General features: G+C 45.3%; 13 protein-coding genes and 1 pseudogene. 9 read left to right on the top strand and 5 right to left on the bottom strand.

Annotation, left to right across the window (positions count from 1 at the left end; translation table 11 throughout):
- Window positions 1-136: 136 nt before the first annotated feature.
- The 4 genes from pheT (at window position 137) to rny (ending at window position 4,905) form a co-directional block, all read left to right on the top strand.
- Entirely contained in the window at window positions 137-2,542 is a 2,406-nt protein-coding gene (gene pheT, locus LWP20_RS09250) for a phenylalanine--tRNA ligase subunit beta (RefSeq protein WP_242927840.1), read from the top strand.
- Between the two features lie 4 nt (window positions 2,543-2,546).
- Window positions 2,547-2,843 (top strand): hypothetical protein, encoded by a 297-nt coding sequence (locus LWP20_RS09245; protein WP_242927839.1) that lies wholly within the window; start codon window positions 2,547-2,549, stop codon window positions 2,841-2,843.
- Between the two features lie 96 nt (window positions 2,844-2,939).
- Window positions 2,940-3,224, top strand: a complete 285-nt coding sequence (locus LWP20_RS09240; protein ID WP_242927838.1) for a cell division protein ZapA — start codon at window positions 2,940-2,942, stop codon at window positions 3,222-3,224.
- 115 nt (window positions 3,225-3,339) lie between these two features.
- Window positions 3,340-4,905 (top strand): ribonuclease Y, encoded by a 1,566-nt coding sequence (rny, locus tag LWP20_RS09235; protein ID WP_242927837.1) that lies wholly within the window; start codon window positions 3,340-3,342, stop codon window positions 4,903-4,905.
- 251 nt (window positions 4,906-5,156) lie between these two features.
- On the opposite strand, the gene LWP20_RS09230 is transcribed toward rny, so the two are convergent.
- The 3 genes from LWP20_RS09230 to LWP20_RS09220 all read right to left on the bottom strand — a co-directional run bounded on the left by LWP20_RS09230 (window position 5,157) and on the right by LWP20_RS09220 (window position 6,960).
- Window positions 5,157-5,744, bottom strand: a complete 588-nt coding sequence (locus LWP20_RS09230) for a carboxymuconolactone decarboxylase family protein (RefSeq protein ID WP_242927836.1) — start codon at window positions 5,742-5,744, stop codon at window positions 5,157-5,159.
- Window positions 5,745-5,879: 135 nt separating this feature from the next.
- Window positions 5,880-6,440: a peroxiredoxin gene (locus tag LWP20_RS09225; protein ID WP_242927835.1), complete on the bottom strand. Its 561-nt coding sequence runs from the start codon at window positions 6,438-6,440 to the stop codon at window positions 5,880-5,882.
- Window positions 6,441-6,486: 46 nt separating this feature from the next.
- Window positions 6,487-6,960 carry a Dps family protein gene (locus LWP20_RS09220; protein ID WP_242927834.1) on the bottom strand — a complete coding sequence of 158 codons (474 nt, stop codon included), beginning with the start codon at window positions 6,958-6,960 and terminating at the stop codon, window positions 6,487-6,489.
- A 172-nt stretch (window positions 6,961-7,132) separates the two neighbouring features.
- On the opposite strand from LWP20_RS09220, the gene LWP20_RS09215 reads away from it, so the two are divergent.
- The gene (locus tag LWP20_RS09215; RefSeq protein WP_242927833.1) at window positions 7,133-8,077 is read left to right on the top strand and encodes a hydrogen peroxide-inducible genes activator; all 945 of its coding nucleotides are present in this window, start codon (window positions 7,133-7,135) and stop codon (window positions 8,075-8,077) included.
- A gap of 186 nt (window positions 8,078-8,263) precedes the next feature.
- Here LWP20_RS09215 and sucD read toward each other — a convergent pair whose 3' ends face one another.
- Window positions 8,264-9,154 carry a succinate--CoA ligase subunit alpha gene (sucD, locus tag LWP20_RS09210; RefSeq protein ID WP_242927832.1) on the bottom strand — a complete coding sequence of 297 codons (891 nt, stop codon included), beginning with the start codon at window positions 9,152-9,154 and terminating at the stop codon, window positions 8,264-8,266.
- 231 nt (window positions 9,155-9,385) lie between these two features.
- Here sucD and LWP20_RS09205 point away from each other — a divergent pair.
- A pseudogene (locus LWP20_RS09205) lies at window positions 9,386-10,369 on the top strand (PLP-dependent cysteine synthase family protein); the annotation flags it as partial.
- Window positions 10,370-10,797: 428 nt separating this feature from the next.
- On the top strand, window positions 10,798-11,238 hold the full coding sequence (locus LWP20_RS09200) for a response regulator (RefSeq protein WP_242927831.1): 441 nt from the start codon (window positions 10,798-10,800) through the stop codon (window positions 11,236-11,238).
- Window positions 11,239-11,374: 136 nt separating this feature from the next.
- On the opposite strand, the gene ade is transcribed toward LWP20_RS09200, so the two are convergent.
- Window positions 11,375-13,012: an adenine deaminase gene (gene ade, locus LWP20_RS09195; protein WP_242927830.1), complete on the bottom strand. Its 1,638-nt coding sequence runs from the start codon at window positions 13,010-13,012 to the stop codon at window positions 11,375-11,377.
- A 259-nt stretch (window positions 13,013-13,271) separates the two neighbouring features.
- Here ade and cmk point away from each other — a divergent pair, with 259 nt between their 5' ends.
- Window positions 13,272-13,976 carry a (d)CMP kinase gene (gene cmk, locus LWP20_RS09190; RefSeq protein WP_242927829.1) on the top strand — a complete coding sequence of 235 codons (705 nt, stop codon included), beginning with the start codon at window positions 13,272-13,274 and terminating at the stop codon, window positions 13,974-13,976.
- 10 nt (window positions 13,977-13,986) lie between these two features.
- Window positions 13,987-14,877: a 4-hydroxy-3-methylbut-2-enyl diphosphate reductase gene (locus LWP20_RS09185; protein ID WP_242927828.1), complete on the top strand. Its 891-nt coding sequence runs from the start codon at window positions 13,987-13,989 to the stop codon at window positions 14,875-14,877.
- The last annotated feature ends 71 nt before the right edge of the window (window positions 14,878-14,948 follow it).

Below are 14,948 nucleotides of genomic sequence, written 5' to 3'. Positions count from 1 at the left end.
TTCAGAAGGTTAGTTAAAGTTATACTTTAAATGCGACAACCGGCTAAAGTCTATTATGGCTTAACAGAATAATCCTTAATTTTGACAATCCATGGCTGTTGTAGCCTGGGTTATACTTTAAATCAACAGAAACACCATGCTGATTTCATTCGACTGGCTTAAACAACTTATACATATAGATAAAACGGCTGAGGAAGTAGGCGAACTGCTGACAAGCTCAGGCCTTGAGGTAGAAAGCATTTATAACTTTGACCAGGTACAGGGCGGACTAGAGGGCATTGTTATAGGAGAGGTGCTAACCTGTGAGCGCCATCCCGATGCCGACCGCTTAAGTATAACTACCGTGGATATTGGTGAGGAAAATCCCAGCCAGATTGTTTGCGGTGCCTCTAACGTAGCTGCCGGCCAGAAAGTGGTGGTTGCCACAGTTAACAGTACGTTGTATCCAACCGGAGGCGAGCCGTTCAAGATCAAAAAATCAAAGATCCGTGGTGCCGCCTCAGAAGGAATGATCTGTGCCGAAGACGAGATTGGTATCGGTACATCGCATGCCGGAATTATGGTGCTTGATACGGACCTGCCAAATGGTACGCCAGCCGCTGAGTTTTTTGGGCTTGGTTCTGATAAAGTATTCGAGATTGGCCTTACTCCAAACCGTGCCGATGCTGCTTCGCATTTAGGCGTTGCCCGCGACCTGCAGGCGCTGCTTAAAACACCTTACCAATTGCCTGATGTAGCTGGTTTTAAAGTTGCCAGTACATCTAAAAGTATAGCCGTTGAGGTAGAAAACACAGAAGCCTGTCCGCGTTATGCCGGTGTAACTATAACTGGTATAAAAGTAAGCCCGTCGCCGGAATGGTTGCAAAAGCGCCTTCGTTCAATTGATCTGTCGCCAATTAATAACATAGTTGATGTTACCAATTACGTGCTGCACGAGTTGGGCCAGCCGCTGCATGCCTTTGATACCGATAAAATAACAGGTGGTAAAATAATAGTGAAAACGGTAGCTGAAGGAACTCCTTTTGTTACGCTGGATGGAGCTGAGCGCAAGATCAAGGCCACCGACCTGATGATATGCAATGTTGAAGAGCCGATGGCCATAGCGGGTGTATTCGGTGGTAAGACTTCTGGCGTATCAGACGAAACTACTTCTGTATTTATTGAAAGCGCATACTTTTCGCCGGATTTTGTGCGCCGTACAGGGCAGGCACATGGTTTAAAAACCGATGCTTCTTTCCGTTTCGAGCGTGGCACCGATCCAAACATGGTTATACTTGCCCTGAAGCGCGCTGCCCTGTTAATGCAGGAAGTAGCCGGTGGCGAGATCAGCTCCGAGGTAGTGGATGTTTATCCTAGCCCGGTTCCGAACCACGATATTAACCTGAACATTGAACGCACGCACCGCCTTATCGGGCAGTATATTGGTGTGGAGCGCATCAAAGAAATTCTGACAGATCTTGGAATTGAGATCACCGGTGAAACCGAAACAGATTTAACGTTGTCGGTGCCGCCATTTAAAGTAGATGTGCAGCGCGAAGCCGATGCCGTGGAAGAAATTCTGCGTATTTACGGTTTCAATAATATCGAGATGGGCGAAGACCTGGCTACTTCCTACTTAGCTAAATTCCCGAACCCTGATCCGGAGCACATCACGCAAACTATACTTAACTATGTTGCGGCCAATGGCTTTAATGAGATCATTACTAACTCAATTTCCAATTCCAACTATTATGGCCAGGAAGAAGAAGAGCTGGTACGCATAGTTAATTATAACTCCGAAGACCTGGATGTGCTGCGCAAGCGCATGGTATACTCCGGGCTGGAGGTGCTGCGCCGCAATATTAACCGCCGCCAGCGCGACCTGAAACTGTTTGAACTGGGCAAAACCTATGAGCAGGCAGATGGCAAGTATAAAGAACATACCAAACTGGTGCTATACATAGCGGGTAATGTAACTGCCGAAAGCTGGAAACAACCAGGTATGAAGGCCGCTTTCCATGACCTGGCAGGTGTGGTGCAGAATGTACTGCTAAAGCTGAATGCTGCCGATTACGAAGTACAGCCTCTGGAGCAGAACCCGACTATAAGTCAGGGCATCGCTTATATGAAAAACGGTACTGCCATTGCCCGCATCGGTTTAGTTGATGCCAAAGTTGCGCGCCAGATGGAAGTTAAAGAGCAGGTATGGTACGCCGAGCTGAACTGGGATTACCTCCTGAAGAAGTATAAAAACACGCTGGTAGCCGAAGAGCTGCCTAAATTCCCGGAAGTACGCCGCGACCTGTCGCTGGTACTGGATAAGAATGTTACCTTTGAACAGGTAAAACAGATTGCCTTGAGAACAGAGCGCAAATTGCTGCAAAATGTGAATGTGTTTGATGTTTATGAGGGCGATAAAATAGAGGCAGGCAAAAAAGCCTATGCCATCAGCTTCACGTTGCTGGATAAACAGCAAACCCTGACCGATAAGGTGATTGATTCTGTTATGAATCGCCTGATGCAACAATTTGAGAAACAATTGGGAGCTTTTATCCGCAAATAGTGTTATGCCAAAAGAAAAGCAAATACAACAGCTCCATGCTATTGAAGATAAGCTGCGAAAGCTCTTAGCGCGCTACGCCGATGTGCAGCAGCGTCTTATACAGGCTCAGGAAGAAATTAAACTTCTGGAAGCAACGGTAGAAGAGAAAGAACAGCAAATAAAAAATTTTCAAAATCAGGAGAATATTGTTAAAATTGTAGACACGATAGCAGGTAACGCTGCAAATTCGACAGAGTTAAAGCTGAAGTTAAACGAATACATTCGCGAAATCGACAAATGTATTGCTTACTTACAGGACTAGCTATTTGAACGTGAGGAGTTTATACTTGTGGCCCTTTATGGCTGCTCCCTTACGAACAATGGAAACTGAGGTGACTAAAAATAAAGAAACGCACGGATGGGTGAATTATCTATAAAGATTCGCATCGCGGAACGCGAGTATCCGATGCGGGTGAAAGAAGAAGAAGAAGAAAGGCTTCGGGTTGTCGGAAAGCTATTGAACGAGCGTTTACGCTTTTTCAAGGATCAGTTCGGCATACAGGATAAACAGGACCTTCTGGCTATGGTTGCTTTTGAAACCATGGTAGAAAAGCTTAAAATGGAGGAGGAGAAGAATAATCACATCTCCAACGTAGGCCATCAATTAAGCGTTCTGGACGATCTCTTATCATCAGCTAAGTAAAAGCTATAAATTGGCAGCCATCTTTACTGCCGCAATTTATACTTCAGTTTTAAGCTAAAACACTGTCTCTGCAGGTGCTGCTATTTGTTTTTATCAACCATAAAAGCTTATAGTTATGCCCAATATTCTTTACATTTTAATTACGGCTATTGTAGCGCTCGGGGTGGGCGTGTACATAGGGCGTATGCTGCTGCAGAAATTGTACAAGCAGCAGGAAGAAGTCGCCCGCCAAAAAGCGAAATCCATTATTCGCGAGGCTGAGCTGAATGCCGAAAGCATTAAAAAAGACCGCATACTGGAGGCTAAGGAGAAATACCTGCGCCTGAAATCTGAGTTTGAAGAAGATTCGAACAAGAAAAAGAACATCATTATCCAGAATGAGAACAAGGTAAAACAGCGTGAGCAGCATGTTGCCAAACAAATGGAACAGACCAAGCGCCGCGAAACCGAACTCGACAAAGAGAAAGAAGCCCTTGACCTGCAACTGGAGCACCTTAAAAAGCGCAAAGAAGAGGTAGAGCGCCAGCACGAAGAAATTGTTGGCCAACTGGAAAAAATTGCCGGCCTTACTGCCGCCGAGGCACGCGAGCAACTGGTAGAAGCCCTGAAAAATGAGGCCCAGACACGCGCTTCATCGCACATCAAAGACATTGTAGCCCAAGCCAAACTTACCGCTACAAAAGAGGCAAAGAAAATCGTTATCGAAACCATACAGCGTACTGCTGCGGAACATGCTATTGAGAACTGCGTTTCTGTCTTCAACATCGAAAGTGACGACATCAAAGGTAAGATCATTGGTCGTGAAGGCCGTAACATACGTGCTTTAGAAGCTGCTACTGGTGTGGAAATTATTGTAGACGACACACCTGAAGCAATCATTATTTCTGGTTTCGACCCTGTTCGCCGTGAAGTTGCCCGTTTATCGTTGCACCGCCTAGTTGCTGACGGACGTATTCACCCGGCCCGAATTGAAGAGGTGGTAACCAAAACCCGCAAAAACATTGACGAAGAGATCATCGAGATCGGTGAGCGTACTGCCATCGACCTTGGTATACATGGCCTGCACCCTGAGCTGATCAAAATGGTGGGCCGTATGCGTTTCCGTTCTTCATATGGCCAGAACCTACTACAGCACTCGCGCGAAGTAGCAAACCTTTGCGCCACTATGGCCGCAGAACTTGGCCTGAACGTGAAGCATGCGAAACGTGCCGGTCTGTTACACGATATTGGTAAAGTAACGCCAGATGAGCCGGAATTGCCGCACGCAATCATAGGTATGGAGCTTGCCAAAAAGTATAAGGAGCATCCGGATATCTGTAATGCTATTGGTGCCCACCACGATGAGATTGAAATGACTGCCATGATCTCTCCGTTGGTACAAGCCTGCGATGCGATCTCCGGTTCAAGACCAGGTGCCCGTCGTGAGATGATGGAGTCTTACATCAAGCGTCTGAAAGAACTTGAAGAAACAGCAGTTTCGTTTGATGGTGTAAACCAGTGCTACGCCATACAAGCCGGCCGCGAGCTGCGCGTAATGGTGGATGCCGATAACGTAACCGACGAAAAAGCTGCCCAGATCTCTTTTGATATTTCTCAGAAGATCGAAAAGGAAATGCAGTATCCAGGCCAGATTAAGATTACGGTAATTCGTGAGATGCGCGCCATCAGCTACGCCAAGTAATTTATAGTTTTAAATTAAGGTTAAACCGCCTGTTATACTTTAGTATAGCAGGCGGTTTTGTTTTATACTATTTGTTATTTCAATTATAGTGAGGAATCTACTATAGATATGAGGTATAGGTCGCGACCTGTCCGCTCAAGGTCTGAGCAATCCTGTAAATCTTGATTTATTTACCTTCCATACTTACCATAAAATCAAAAACACCTGCGGAAACCACAGGTGCTTTACCTATATAATTAAGCTGTATTAGTTTATTTGATGATCTTGCTTAAGCCAACAACTACGGCAGCAACCCGGATAGCATCGAAGATGCGGGCTTCTGTAGCTCCTAGTTTTAAAACTGATGTTTCGTGGGCAGCTACACATCGCTCGCAACCATTAATAGCCGAAATAGCAAGGCTAACCAGTTCAAAGAACTCTTTGCCTAATACAGGATTTGCCATAATGTTCATTTTTACGCGGGCTGGCAGTTGCTCATACACATCTTTGTGTGCAAAATGGCGGAAGCGGTATAGTATGTTGTTGGTTGCCAGCAAAGAGGCGCAGGCAATGGCTTCAGCAATTTCGCCTTGCTCAGCTCCATTCTCTATGGCTTTCGCTTCAAATGCCTGGCTTAAATGGTGGTTTTCTTCATTGGCAGCGCTGGCTACGGCTAGCAGGTAAGCTTCTTTTAAGCTAAGCGTTTCGCCGGCAAGTGCCGTTTTCAGGTTTACACGTAGGTCGCGGAGGTAGCGCGATTCGGTGTCGGTTAATTTATCAAGAGCTGCAAAAGCACTGTTTTCTGGTAAGCCCAGATCTTTAAGCAGGTCAGATTTGGTTTCTTGGGTTGCGGTTAGCATAAGTATAAAAGGTAGTATGGAAAGTATAATTACGGCTTGCGTTTTGGGCAATAAAGAAACAGGTAGCAGTAGCTTTCGCCACTGCCAGTCTGCTTCATTCAATCACCATAAAACAAGATCTTTAAAAGGATGGGATTAAGCCTTTGTTAAAGTTTCTTCGCCTTTTTTCCAGTTGCAAGGGCAAAGTTCATCTGTCTGCAGGGCATCGAGCACGCGCAGTACTTCGGCCACATTGCGGCCCACACTCAGGTCATTCAGGCTAACCCAACGGATGATGCCTTGTGGGTCAACAATGTAAGTTACACGGTAAGCTACTTTCTCCTCTGCTTCCAGAATGCCAAGTTCTTCAGCCAACGATTTAGAAGTATCAGCCATCATCGGGAAACGAAGGTCGCGCAGGTCGTTGTGGTTCTGTCGCCACGCAGAGTGCACAAATTCTGAATCAGTTGAGGCACCTATCAGCATGGCATCGCGGTCACGGAACTCGTCGTAATTTTTGTTGAATTCAGCAATTTCGGTAGGGCACACAAACGTAAAGTCTTTCGGCCACCAGAACATCACCATCCATTGCTCGCGCTCTATATGCGTGTTGTTGGTTATATCGGCAAACTCTTTTCCGCTTTCAAGCGATACAACGGCCTTTTTCTTAAACTCCGGGAATGTTGACCCTACTGATAAAATTCTGTTTTGAGGCATGGTAAATAAGTAATTAGGTATGATTTGGTGTAGATTATTTTTTAGATTAGCTCAGGAAAGCATTCAGCATCCAGAGGGTTTTCTCGTTCTCGTTAATGTCTTCGCTTATCAGGCCTACGGTGCCTTCGTCGCCGGTTTCTGCAGCCATACTTAAAATTTCCCGTTCCAGGCTTATGATTGTGGTCAGGTTGGCATGCGTGGCCGAAACAGTTTCCTTATCGCCGCTTAAGCCATTAGCTTCCTGTATACTTGATACCCGCATATAGTCTGAAAAGCTGGAGAGCGGCTTTTGCCCGATCGTAAGTATGCGCTCTGCAATGGCATCGATTTTGGCAAGGGCACTATTGTAAAGCTCCTCGAATTTGGCGTGCAACTGGAAGAAATGAACGCCTTTAATGTTCCAATGAAAACCGCGTAAATTCTGGTAGTATATGTGATAGTTAGCCAGCAGCTCATTTAATTTTTCGGCAACCTGCTTGCTATCTGCTTGTTCTAACCCGATCTGATTTAAGTTTTCCATAGTGTTCTTATTATTTTAGTTCTGCTCAATAGCTACGATACAAAGGTGCCGGAGTGGTGATTATAAATCAAATTGATTATATTTATACCTTTATAGTTTGGTTCGATGATGTGCTTTTTGATAATGTATAGCTATATTTCTATGCTTATCGGGAGGTATAAAAAATAAAAATATGACCTTAGTACAGCTTGAATACCTGCTTGCCGTTGATACTTTCAGGCATTTTGCCACAGCAGCAGAGCATTGTTTTGTAACGCAACCTACCTTAAGCATGCAGTTGCAGAAACTGGAGGAAGAGCTGGGCGTGCAACTCTTCGACAGAAGCCGGGTGCCGGTGCGGCCAACTGAAATGGGGAAAGAAGTAATTGCACAGGCACGTATTGTACTAGCAGAATCGAAGAAAATTCAGGAACTGGTGCAGAACCAGAAGCAGGAGCTAACCGGTGTATTGCGCATAGGTGTGATTCCAACTATAGCACCTTACCTGATCCCGCTGTTTATTACCAGCTTTATGGAGAAGTACCCGCAGGTGCGCGTGGTAGTGCAGGAATTGCTCACAGACCAGATCATAGAAAAACTGAACCATGAATTGCTGGATGTTGGCCTTTTAGTGACACCCCTCGAAGATAAAAGTATAAAAGAGCTGCCCCTGTTTTACGAAGCTTTTATGGTGTATGTAAATCCGAAGCATGCCTTGGCAAAGCAATCCGAAATAGACCCCGTAGAGCTTTTGCCAGACGACCTGTGGGTACTGAATGAAGGCCACTGTTTCCGGAGCCAGGTGCTGAATATCTGTAACCGTGGCGGTAAAGTTGGCGGTTCCGAGGGCGCAAACTTCGACTATAGAAGCGGTTCTCTGGAAACCTTAAAACGCATTGTGGAAACGCAGCATGGCCTAACCTTGCTACCGGAACTATCGGTGCTGGAAATGCCGGAAGATAAAAAGAAACTGGTACGACCTTTTAGTGAGCCGCAACCGGTGCGTGAAGTTAGCCTGGTAGTGCATAAAAGTTTCCTGAAAAAGAAGCTGATACAAGCACTGCAGAACGAAATTTTAGAAGGCCTGCCGGAAAGTATAAGAAATAGGAAAAAGCAAAAAGTAGTAAGTATAAGTTAGAGGGTTAATGACCTTGCAGCGAGCATTAAACAGCAACTACAAAGATTTCTGGCTCTCTGGTGCACTTTGCGTTACCAGTTAGATACCGGGGTCAGCAGATAAGCTATAGATCTATATAAACAACAAAGGCTGCCCCGTTAAGAGCAGCCTTTGCTTATGATTTATACTTTAGAGTATACTTTCAGATTACGCGTTGATGCCAGCTTCCTGTAAAGCCTTCACCATTGCTTCGCCGATCTCAGCAGGAGAATCTACCACATGGATACCATTCTCGCGCATGATCGCCATTTTAGCAGCAGCAGTATCGTCAGCGCCACCAACTATAGCACCCGCGTGGCCCATACGGCGACCAGCTGGAGCTGTCTGGCCAGCGATGAAACCTACTACCGGCTTTTTGTTGCCAGTTTCGCTGATGTATTTAGAAGCCATTGCCTCATAGTTACCTCCAATCTCACCGATCATCACGATAGCATCCGTCTCAGGGTCTTCCATCAGTAACTGAACCGCATCTTTAGTTGGCGTACCAATAATTGGGTCACCACCGATACCGATAGCAGTAGAGATACCTAAACCAGCTTTCACGATCTGGTCAGCAGCTTCGTACGTTAATGTACCAGATTTAGAAACTATACCGATACGACCTGGCTTGAACACGAAACCTGGCATGATACCAACTTTAGCTTCACCTGGCGTAATCACACCCGGGCAGTTTGGCCCGATAAGCGTTACATTTCTGGACTTGATGTAGTTTTTAGCAGCTACCATGTCCTTTACAGGGATACCTTCTGTAATACACACGATCACTTTTATGCCTGCATCAGCAGCTTCCATGATAGCGTCAGCAGCAAAAGCCGGCGGTACGAAAATGATAGATACATCAGCACCAGTCTTTTTTACAGCATCAGCCACTGTATTGAAAACCGGCAGGTCTAAGTGGTTTTGGCCACCTTTGCCCGGAGTTACACCACCAACTACGTTAGTGCCATACTCAATCATTTGAGATGCGTGGAAAGAACCTTCAGAACCTGTGAAGCCCTGTACAATCACTTTCGAATCTTTATTTACTAAAACACTCATGTGTATCTTATTTAGTTGTGTATAGACCGTCTAATAATAAGGATGTGCAAAAATAGGCTTTTTTATGGCCTGCACAAAAAATAGTTATACCTAATATAAGCCCTCGTTTGCCAACTTAAGGAACGTGATAGGCCTGTAACTATGTTGGTTAAGTATAACAGTGCTGCAGGTATAGCAGCAAAACATAATTTTAATTACTTACCTTTGCACCCGAATCCAAACAGAATTCAGATGAAGTACCTGAACCATATTACCGAAGCAATCGGTAACACCCCCTTGGTAAAGCTTAACAACGTAACTAAAGGCGTAAAAGCTACCATACTGGCTAAAGTAGAGTACCTGAACCCGGGCAACTCAGTTAAAGACCGCATGGCCATTAAAATGATTGAAGATGCCGAGAAGGCAGGTATTCTAAAGCCGGGCGGAACCATTATTGAAGGCACATCCGGCAATACAGGTATGGGCCTTGCGCTGGCTGCCATTGCTAAAGGTTATAAATGTATTTTTACCTTAGCTGATAAGCAGAGCAAAGAGAAAATGGATATCCTGCGTGCCGTAGGTGCCGAAGTGGTAGTTTGCCCAACCAACGTATCCCCTGATCATCCGGACTCTTACTACTCGGTGGCTAAGCGCCTGAACCAGGAAATTCCAAATTCATTTTACCCGAACCAGTACGATAACATGTCGAATTGGGCGGCTCACTACGAAAGCACCGGCCCTGAGATCTGGGAGCAGACCGAGGGCAAAGTAACGCACTTTATTACGGGTGTAGGTACGGGTGGTACAGTAACCGGTATCTCTAAATATCTGAAGGAGAAGAACCCGGCTGTAAAAACGATCGGTATTGATACCTATGGTTCTGTGTTCAAGAAGTATAAAGAGACTGGCATTTTCGACGAGAACGAGATCTACTCTTATGCGACAGAAGGCATCGGTGAAGATATCCTGCCAAAGAATGTGGACTTCGACCTGATCGATCAGTTTATAAAAGTAACGGATAAGGATGGTGCTGTAATGACACGCAGACTGGCGAAAGAAGAAGGCCTGTTTGTGGGTTGGTCTTGCGGAACAGCGGTGTTTGGCGCATTGGAGTATGCCCGTGAGAATAACTTAACTGAGGATGATGTGATTGTGGTATTATTGCCAGACCACGGAACGCGTTACCTGGGTAAGATCTACAACGACGAATGGATGCGTGCCCAGGGCTACATCGACTAAGTATAAAGTTTAGCAAGTATAATATTTGAAAGCCCGGGATGTATATTCCGGGCTTTTTAGTTTAAAACCCCGTTTTGTGCTAACACTATAGTTGTTATGCCGTAAAGCAGCCTTTATCAGATTGGGGCCACGCATTTAAGGAAGGTAAGCAAAAGCCTGAACCAGTTTGAAAATTGCTTCCAAAAAAGGATAATTTTTTTTATTTTTGTTTATATCCTTCGTTTAGGGTTTAGGCCAGTGCCAGAATAAACCCGGAACAGAATTTGCTGTTATGTACACTGTTACTACTGCAACGTATTTTACTAATACTTAAAAGCCGACTTAATTATTTAAAATGATTTAAAGATTGGCGACCCAGGTTACAGGCAAGTTTTTGCCTTTACCATTTACCCATACATAAAATAGAAAAGGAGCTTATATAAAGCATGAGAAAACTTACCGGTATCCTGCTTATAGATGACGACGAGACTACCAATTTTCTGAACCAGCGTTTACTGGAAAGGATGGATGTGGCAGAGAATATTCGCACCTTTGTGAATGGCAAACAGGCTTTCGATTATTTGTATAATGTAGGTAATAACAACTACGAACGATCAAGTAAAGAGTATTTTCAGCCAGAACTTATCTTTCTGGATATCAATATGCCGGTAATGGATGGTTTTGAGATGCTGGACCTTTACGAACGCCTTAACAAGAGTTTCAGAGATAAGATAATAATGGTGGTGCTTACCACTTCTAATCACCCGCAGGATATGCAAAGTGTGAAAAAACACGCAGCAGAATACCTGACAAAGCCACTGACAGCGGAGAAAGTAGACGCACTTCTGAAGAAATATTTAGACAAGGAAATAACGACTAAAAACTAAAGTATAAAAAGTATAAACAAGGAGAGGCGCTATTGTTGTTAGCGCCTCTCCTTGTTTATGGCTAATTGTAAAGTTAAAATAGCTGGAAATCATACTTCATAGTTAGATCCGGAATATAACACCGGCTAAATTATACTTATTTGTCTGTTACCGGCACAAACTGGAACACATCGCCATTAAACAAGCCTTTGTCGCTGAGTTTGAGCGATGGAATTACCAGCAAGGCCATAAAAGAAAGTGTCATGAAAGGAGAGGCTAGTTGGCTGCCCATGTTTTTGCTCATTTTATCGATAGCCGAGTAAGCTTCTGCCACTTTATACCCATCCACTGCCGACATAATACCAGCCACCGGTAAAGGCAAAAGCTGCTCCAGCTCACCATCTACCGCCGATACGCCACCTTTCGCGCCGATGATCAGGTTAACGGCACGGGTTATACTTTCATCGTCAATGCCAACGGCAATAATGTTATGCGAATCGTGGCCAACAGAGGAGGCAATGGCACCGCGCTTTAAGCCAACATTTTTGATGAATGCAACAGCGGGTTCTGCATTCTGGTAACGGTTAACTACCGTAATTTTCAACACATCCTGCTCCACATCCGAAACTATACTTCCGGCATCAACTTTAGGAGTGGCCCAGCTTTCGTGCGTTATCAGTTGCCCGTCAAATGCTTCTATCACCCTGATCCTTGTAGCATCAGCGGCAGGTATTGCAAACTGGGCTGCTGTTTTAGGTTCTGTATTAAAGTTGTTAACTTCCTCACTTGGGCTATACTTTATGTTCGTATTGCCTTTTTCAGCTACCAGCTCTCCGTTAATGTATGTGGCTTCAATGTTAAAATCGTCCAGGTTATCGACAAGTATAAAATCGGCTGGATCGTTTTGGCGCAGCAGGCCTACTTCCAGTTTGTAATGTTGTACCGGGTTTATACTTGCCGCTTTCAATACGTGGAACAGGTCATGTCCTTTTGCCAGCGCGCGTTTTACCAACAGGTTAATGTGGCCTTCTACCAGGTTATCAGGGTGCTTGTCATCAGAGCAGAACATGATGTTGTCGGAGTGCTCAGCTAATAGCGGGATAAGGGCTTCAAAGTTTTTGGCGGCGCTGCCTTCCCGGATCAGTATTTTCATGCCAACAGCCAGCTTATCCAGCGCTTCTTCGGCGGTAAAGCATTCGTGATCGGTGGTGATGCCGGCAGAAGCGTAGAGCCTGGCCTGCTCGCCACGTAAACCAGGGGCATGGCCATCAACGGCTTTTCCATACTTCTGGGCCAGGGCGATTTTCGCCATCACCACCGGGTCGCGGTGCAAAACACCGGGCCAGTTCATCATTTCAGCCAGGTACTTTATTTCATCCCGCTTAAATAATTCTTCTATATCGGCGGCCGTTATCTCAGCGCCGGCAGTTTCGAAAGGAGTGGCGGGCACGCACGAAGGGGCTCCGAAGTAAAACTTGAAAGGCACTTTTTTACCGTTTTCAATCATATACTCCACGCCCTTTACACCAAGTACGTTGCCGATCTCGTGTGGGTCTGATACGGTTGCCACCGTGCCATGCGGAACAGCCAGGCGGGCAAACTCGGAAGGTACCAGCATAGAGCTTTCAACGTGTACGTGGGCATCAACAAAGCCCGGTAAAATATAATGTGTAGCAGAGGTGGCCTCACGAACTATTTCCGAAATCCGGCCGTTTGACACATGAACTGTGCCTTCAAAAATCTCTTGCTGGTGCAGGTTTATGATGCGTCCGCTAACGGTAAAGTCTCTTTGCATGGTAGTAGGTGGTTATTCAGATTAATTGCCTTGCCGTTGGGCAGGAACCCGTAAATTACTTTATATTTGCATAAAATTTGGTCGTTTTGAGAAAGATAATTTCATACCTGATAGTAGGCTGTTTTCTGGCCACGGGCACACTTTCCGGTTGCAGTACAAAAACACCGCAGCAAAAAAAGACGGCTTCATACATGAAAAAGAGCAAGCGCGGTAAAGTGCCATGTCCTTGCGATTCCAATTAAATACCATTTCGCTTATTATGAAGAAAATCGTTATCGCCATCGACGGCTACTCCTCATGCGGTAAAAGCACCACCGCTAAACTGGTAGCAGCTGAACTTGGCTATGCTTATATAGATACTGGCGCCATGTACCGGGCGGTTACGTTATACTTTCTTCAGAACCATGTCTCGTTTACCAATCCGAAAGAGATCCGCGAAGCGCTAGATAATATTGATATTACGTTTCATTATAACGCAAAGGCCAAACGCAACGAAGTATTCCTTAACGGACTGAGCGTGGAAGATGAGATACGCAAAATGTATGTATCGAACCAGGTAAGCGAAGTGAGCGTGATAGTGGAAGTGCGCCGTGCCATGGTAGCGCAGCAGCAAAAAATGGGCAGGCGCCGTGGTGTGGTAATGGATGGGCGTGATATCGGCACAGCTGTATTTCCTGATGCAGAAGTAAAGATCTTTATGACTGCCGATGTTGATACCCGGGCTAAACGCCGCCAACAGGAACTACTTGCTAAAAAACAGCTTGTAAACCTGGAGGAGATAAAGCAGAACCTTGAAAAGCGCGACCTGATAGACTCAACCCGTACTGAAAGCCCATTACGCCGTGCCGAAGATGCCTTTTTACTGGATACATCGCACATGGCAATTGATGAGCAGGTAGAATTTGTGCTGAATAAGGTAACGTCCAAATTGATTGATAGAGAAATTTCAGTTCAGCAGAGTTGAAGCGTAAGCTATGAACGTAACAATTGATAAAAACTCCGGCTACTGTTTTGGTGTAGAATTCGCCATACAAATGGCTGAAGACGAGATGGAGCATTGCGAAGAGCTTTACTGCCTCGGAGATATTGTACATAACGGCATGGAAGTGAAGCGCCTCTACGATAAAGGCCTTCGCATTATAGACAGGGAACAGCTTAAGAACCTGCGCGATTGCAAAGTGCTGATAAGAGCGCACGGCGAGCCCCCGGAAACATATAAAACTGCCCTGGAAAATAACATAGAGTTGATAGATGCATCCTGCCCTGTAGTATTGAAATTGCAGAACCGCGTTAAACATGCCTATGACTCAGGTAAAAGCCAGAACAGCCAGATCGTAATTTACGGCCAGGTGGGGCACGCAGAAGTAATTGGCATTGCAGGCCAGACCGGCGACGAAGCCATTATTGTAACTACCGAAGAAGATCTGGATAAGATCGACTTTAAGCGCCCGGTTACACTCTTCAGCCAGACAACAAAAAGCACCAAAGGTTTCTACCACATTAAGGCTTTAATAGAAGAGCGTATAAAACAAGCTAACGAAGATAGTACCTTGCCAGTGTTCGATGCTAACGACAGCATTTGCCGGCAGGTATCTAACCGCGAACCACAACTGGCCAGATTTGCTACCGAGCATGATGTGATCGTGTTTGTGAGCGGCAAGAAAAGCTCTAACGGTAAAGCGCTCTACAGCGTTTGCAAGCAGCACAACCCGAACAGCTACTTTGTAGAGAACGAGGAAGAACTGGAAAAAGAGTGGTTTGCGAATGCCGGCAGTGTAGGTATTTGCGGTGCTACCTCAACACCAATGTGGCTGATGCAACAGGTGCAACAAGGTATTACAGCCCTGAACGCAGAAACAGTGTAATCAGGAAAGTATAATCAACTATAAAGCATTATTGCTAATTTAGGCTTTGCTTCGGCAAGGCCTTTTTTGTG

Source organism: Pontibacter vulgaris, assembly GCF_022758145.1.
Lineage (GTDB): Bacteria > Bacteroidota > Bacteroidia > Cytophagales > Hymenobacteraceae > Pontibacter > Pontibacter vulgaris.
The sequence above is the reverse complement of the archived record's forward strand: the minus strand, read 5'-3'. Positions and strand labels throughout refer to the sequence as shown.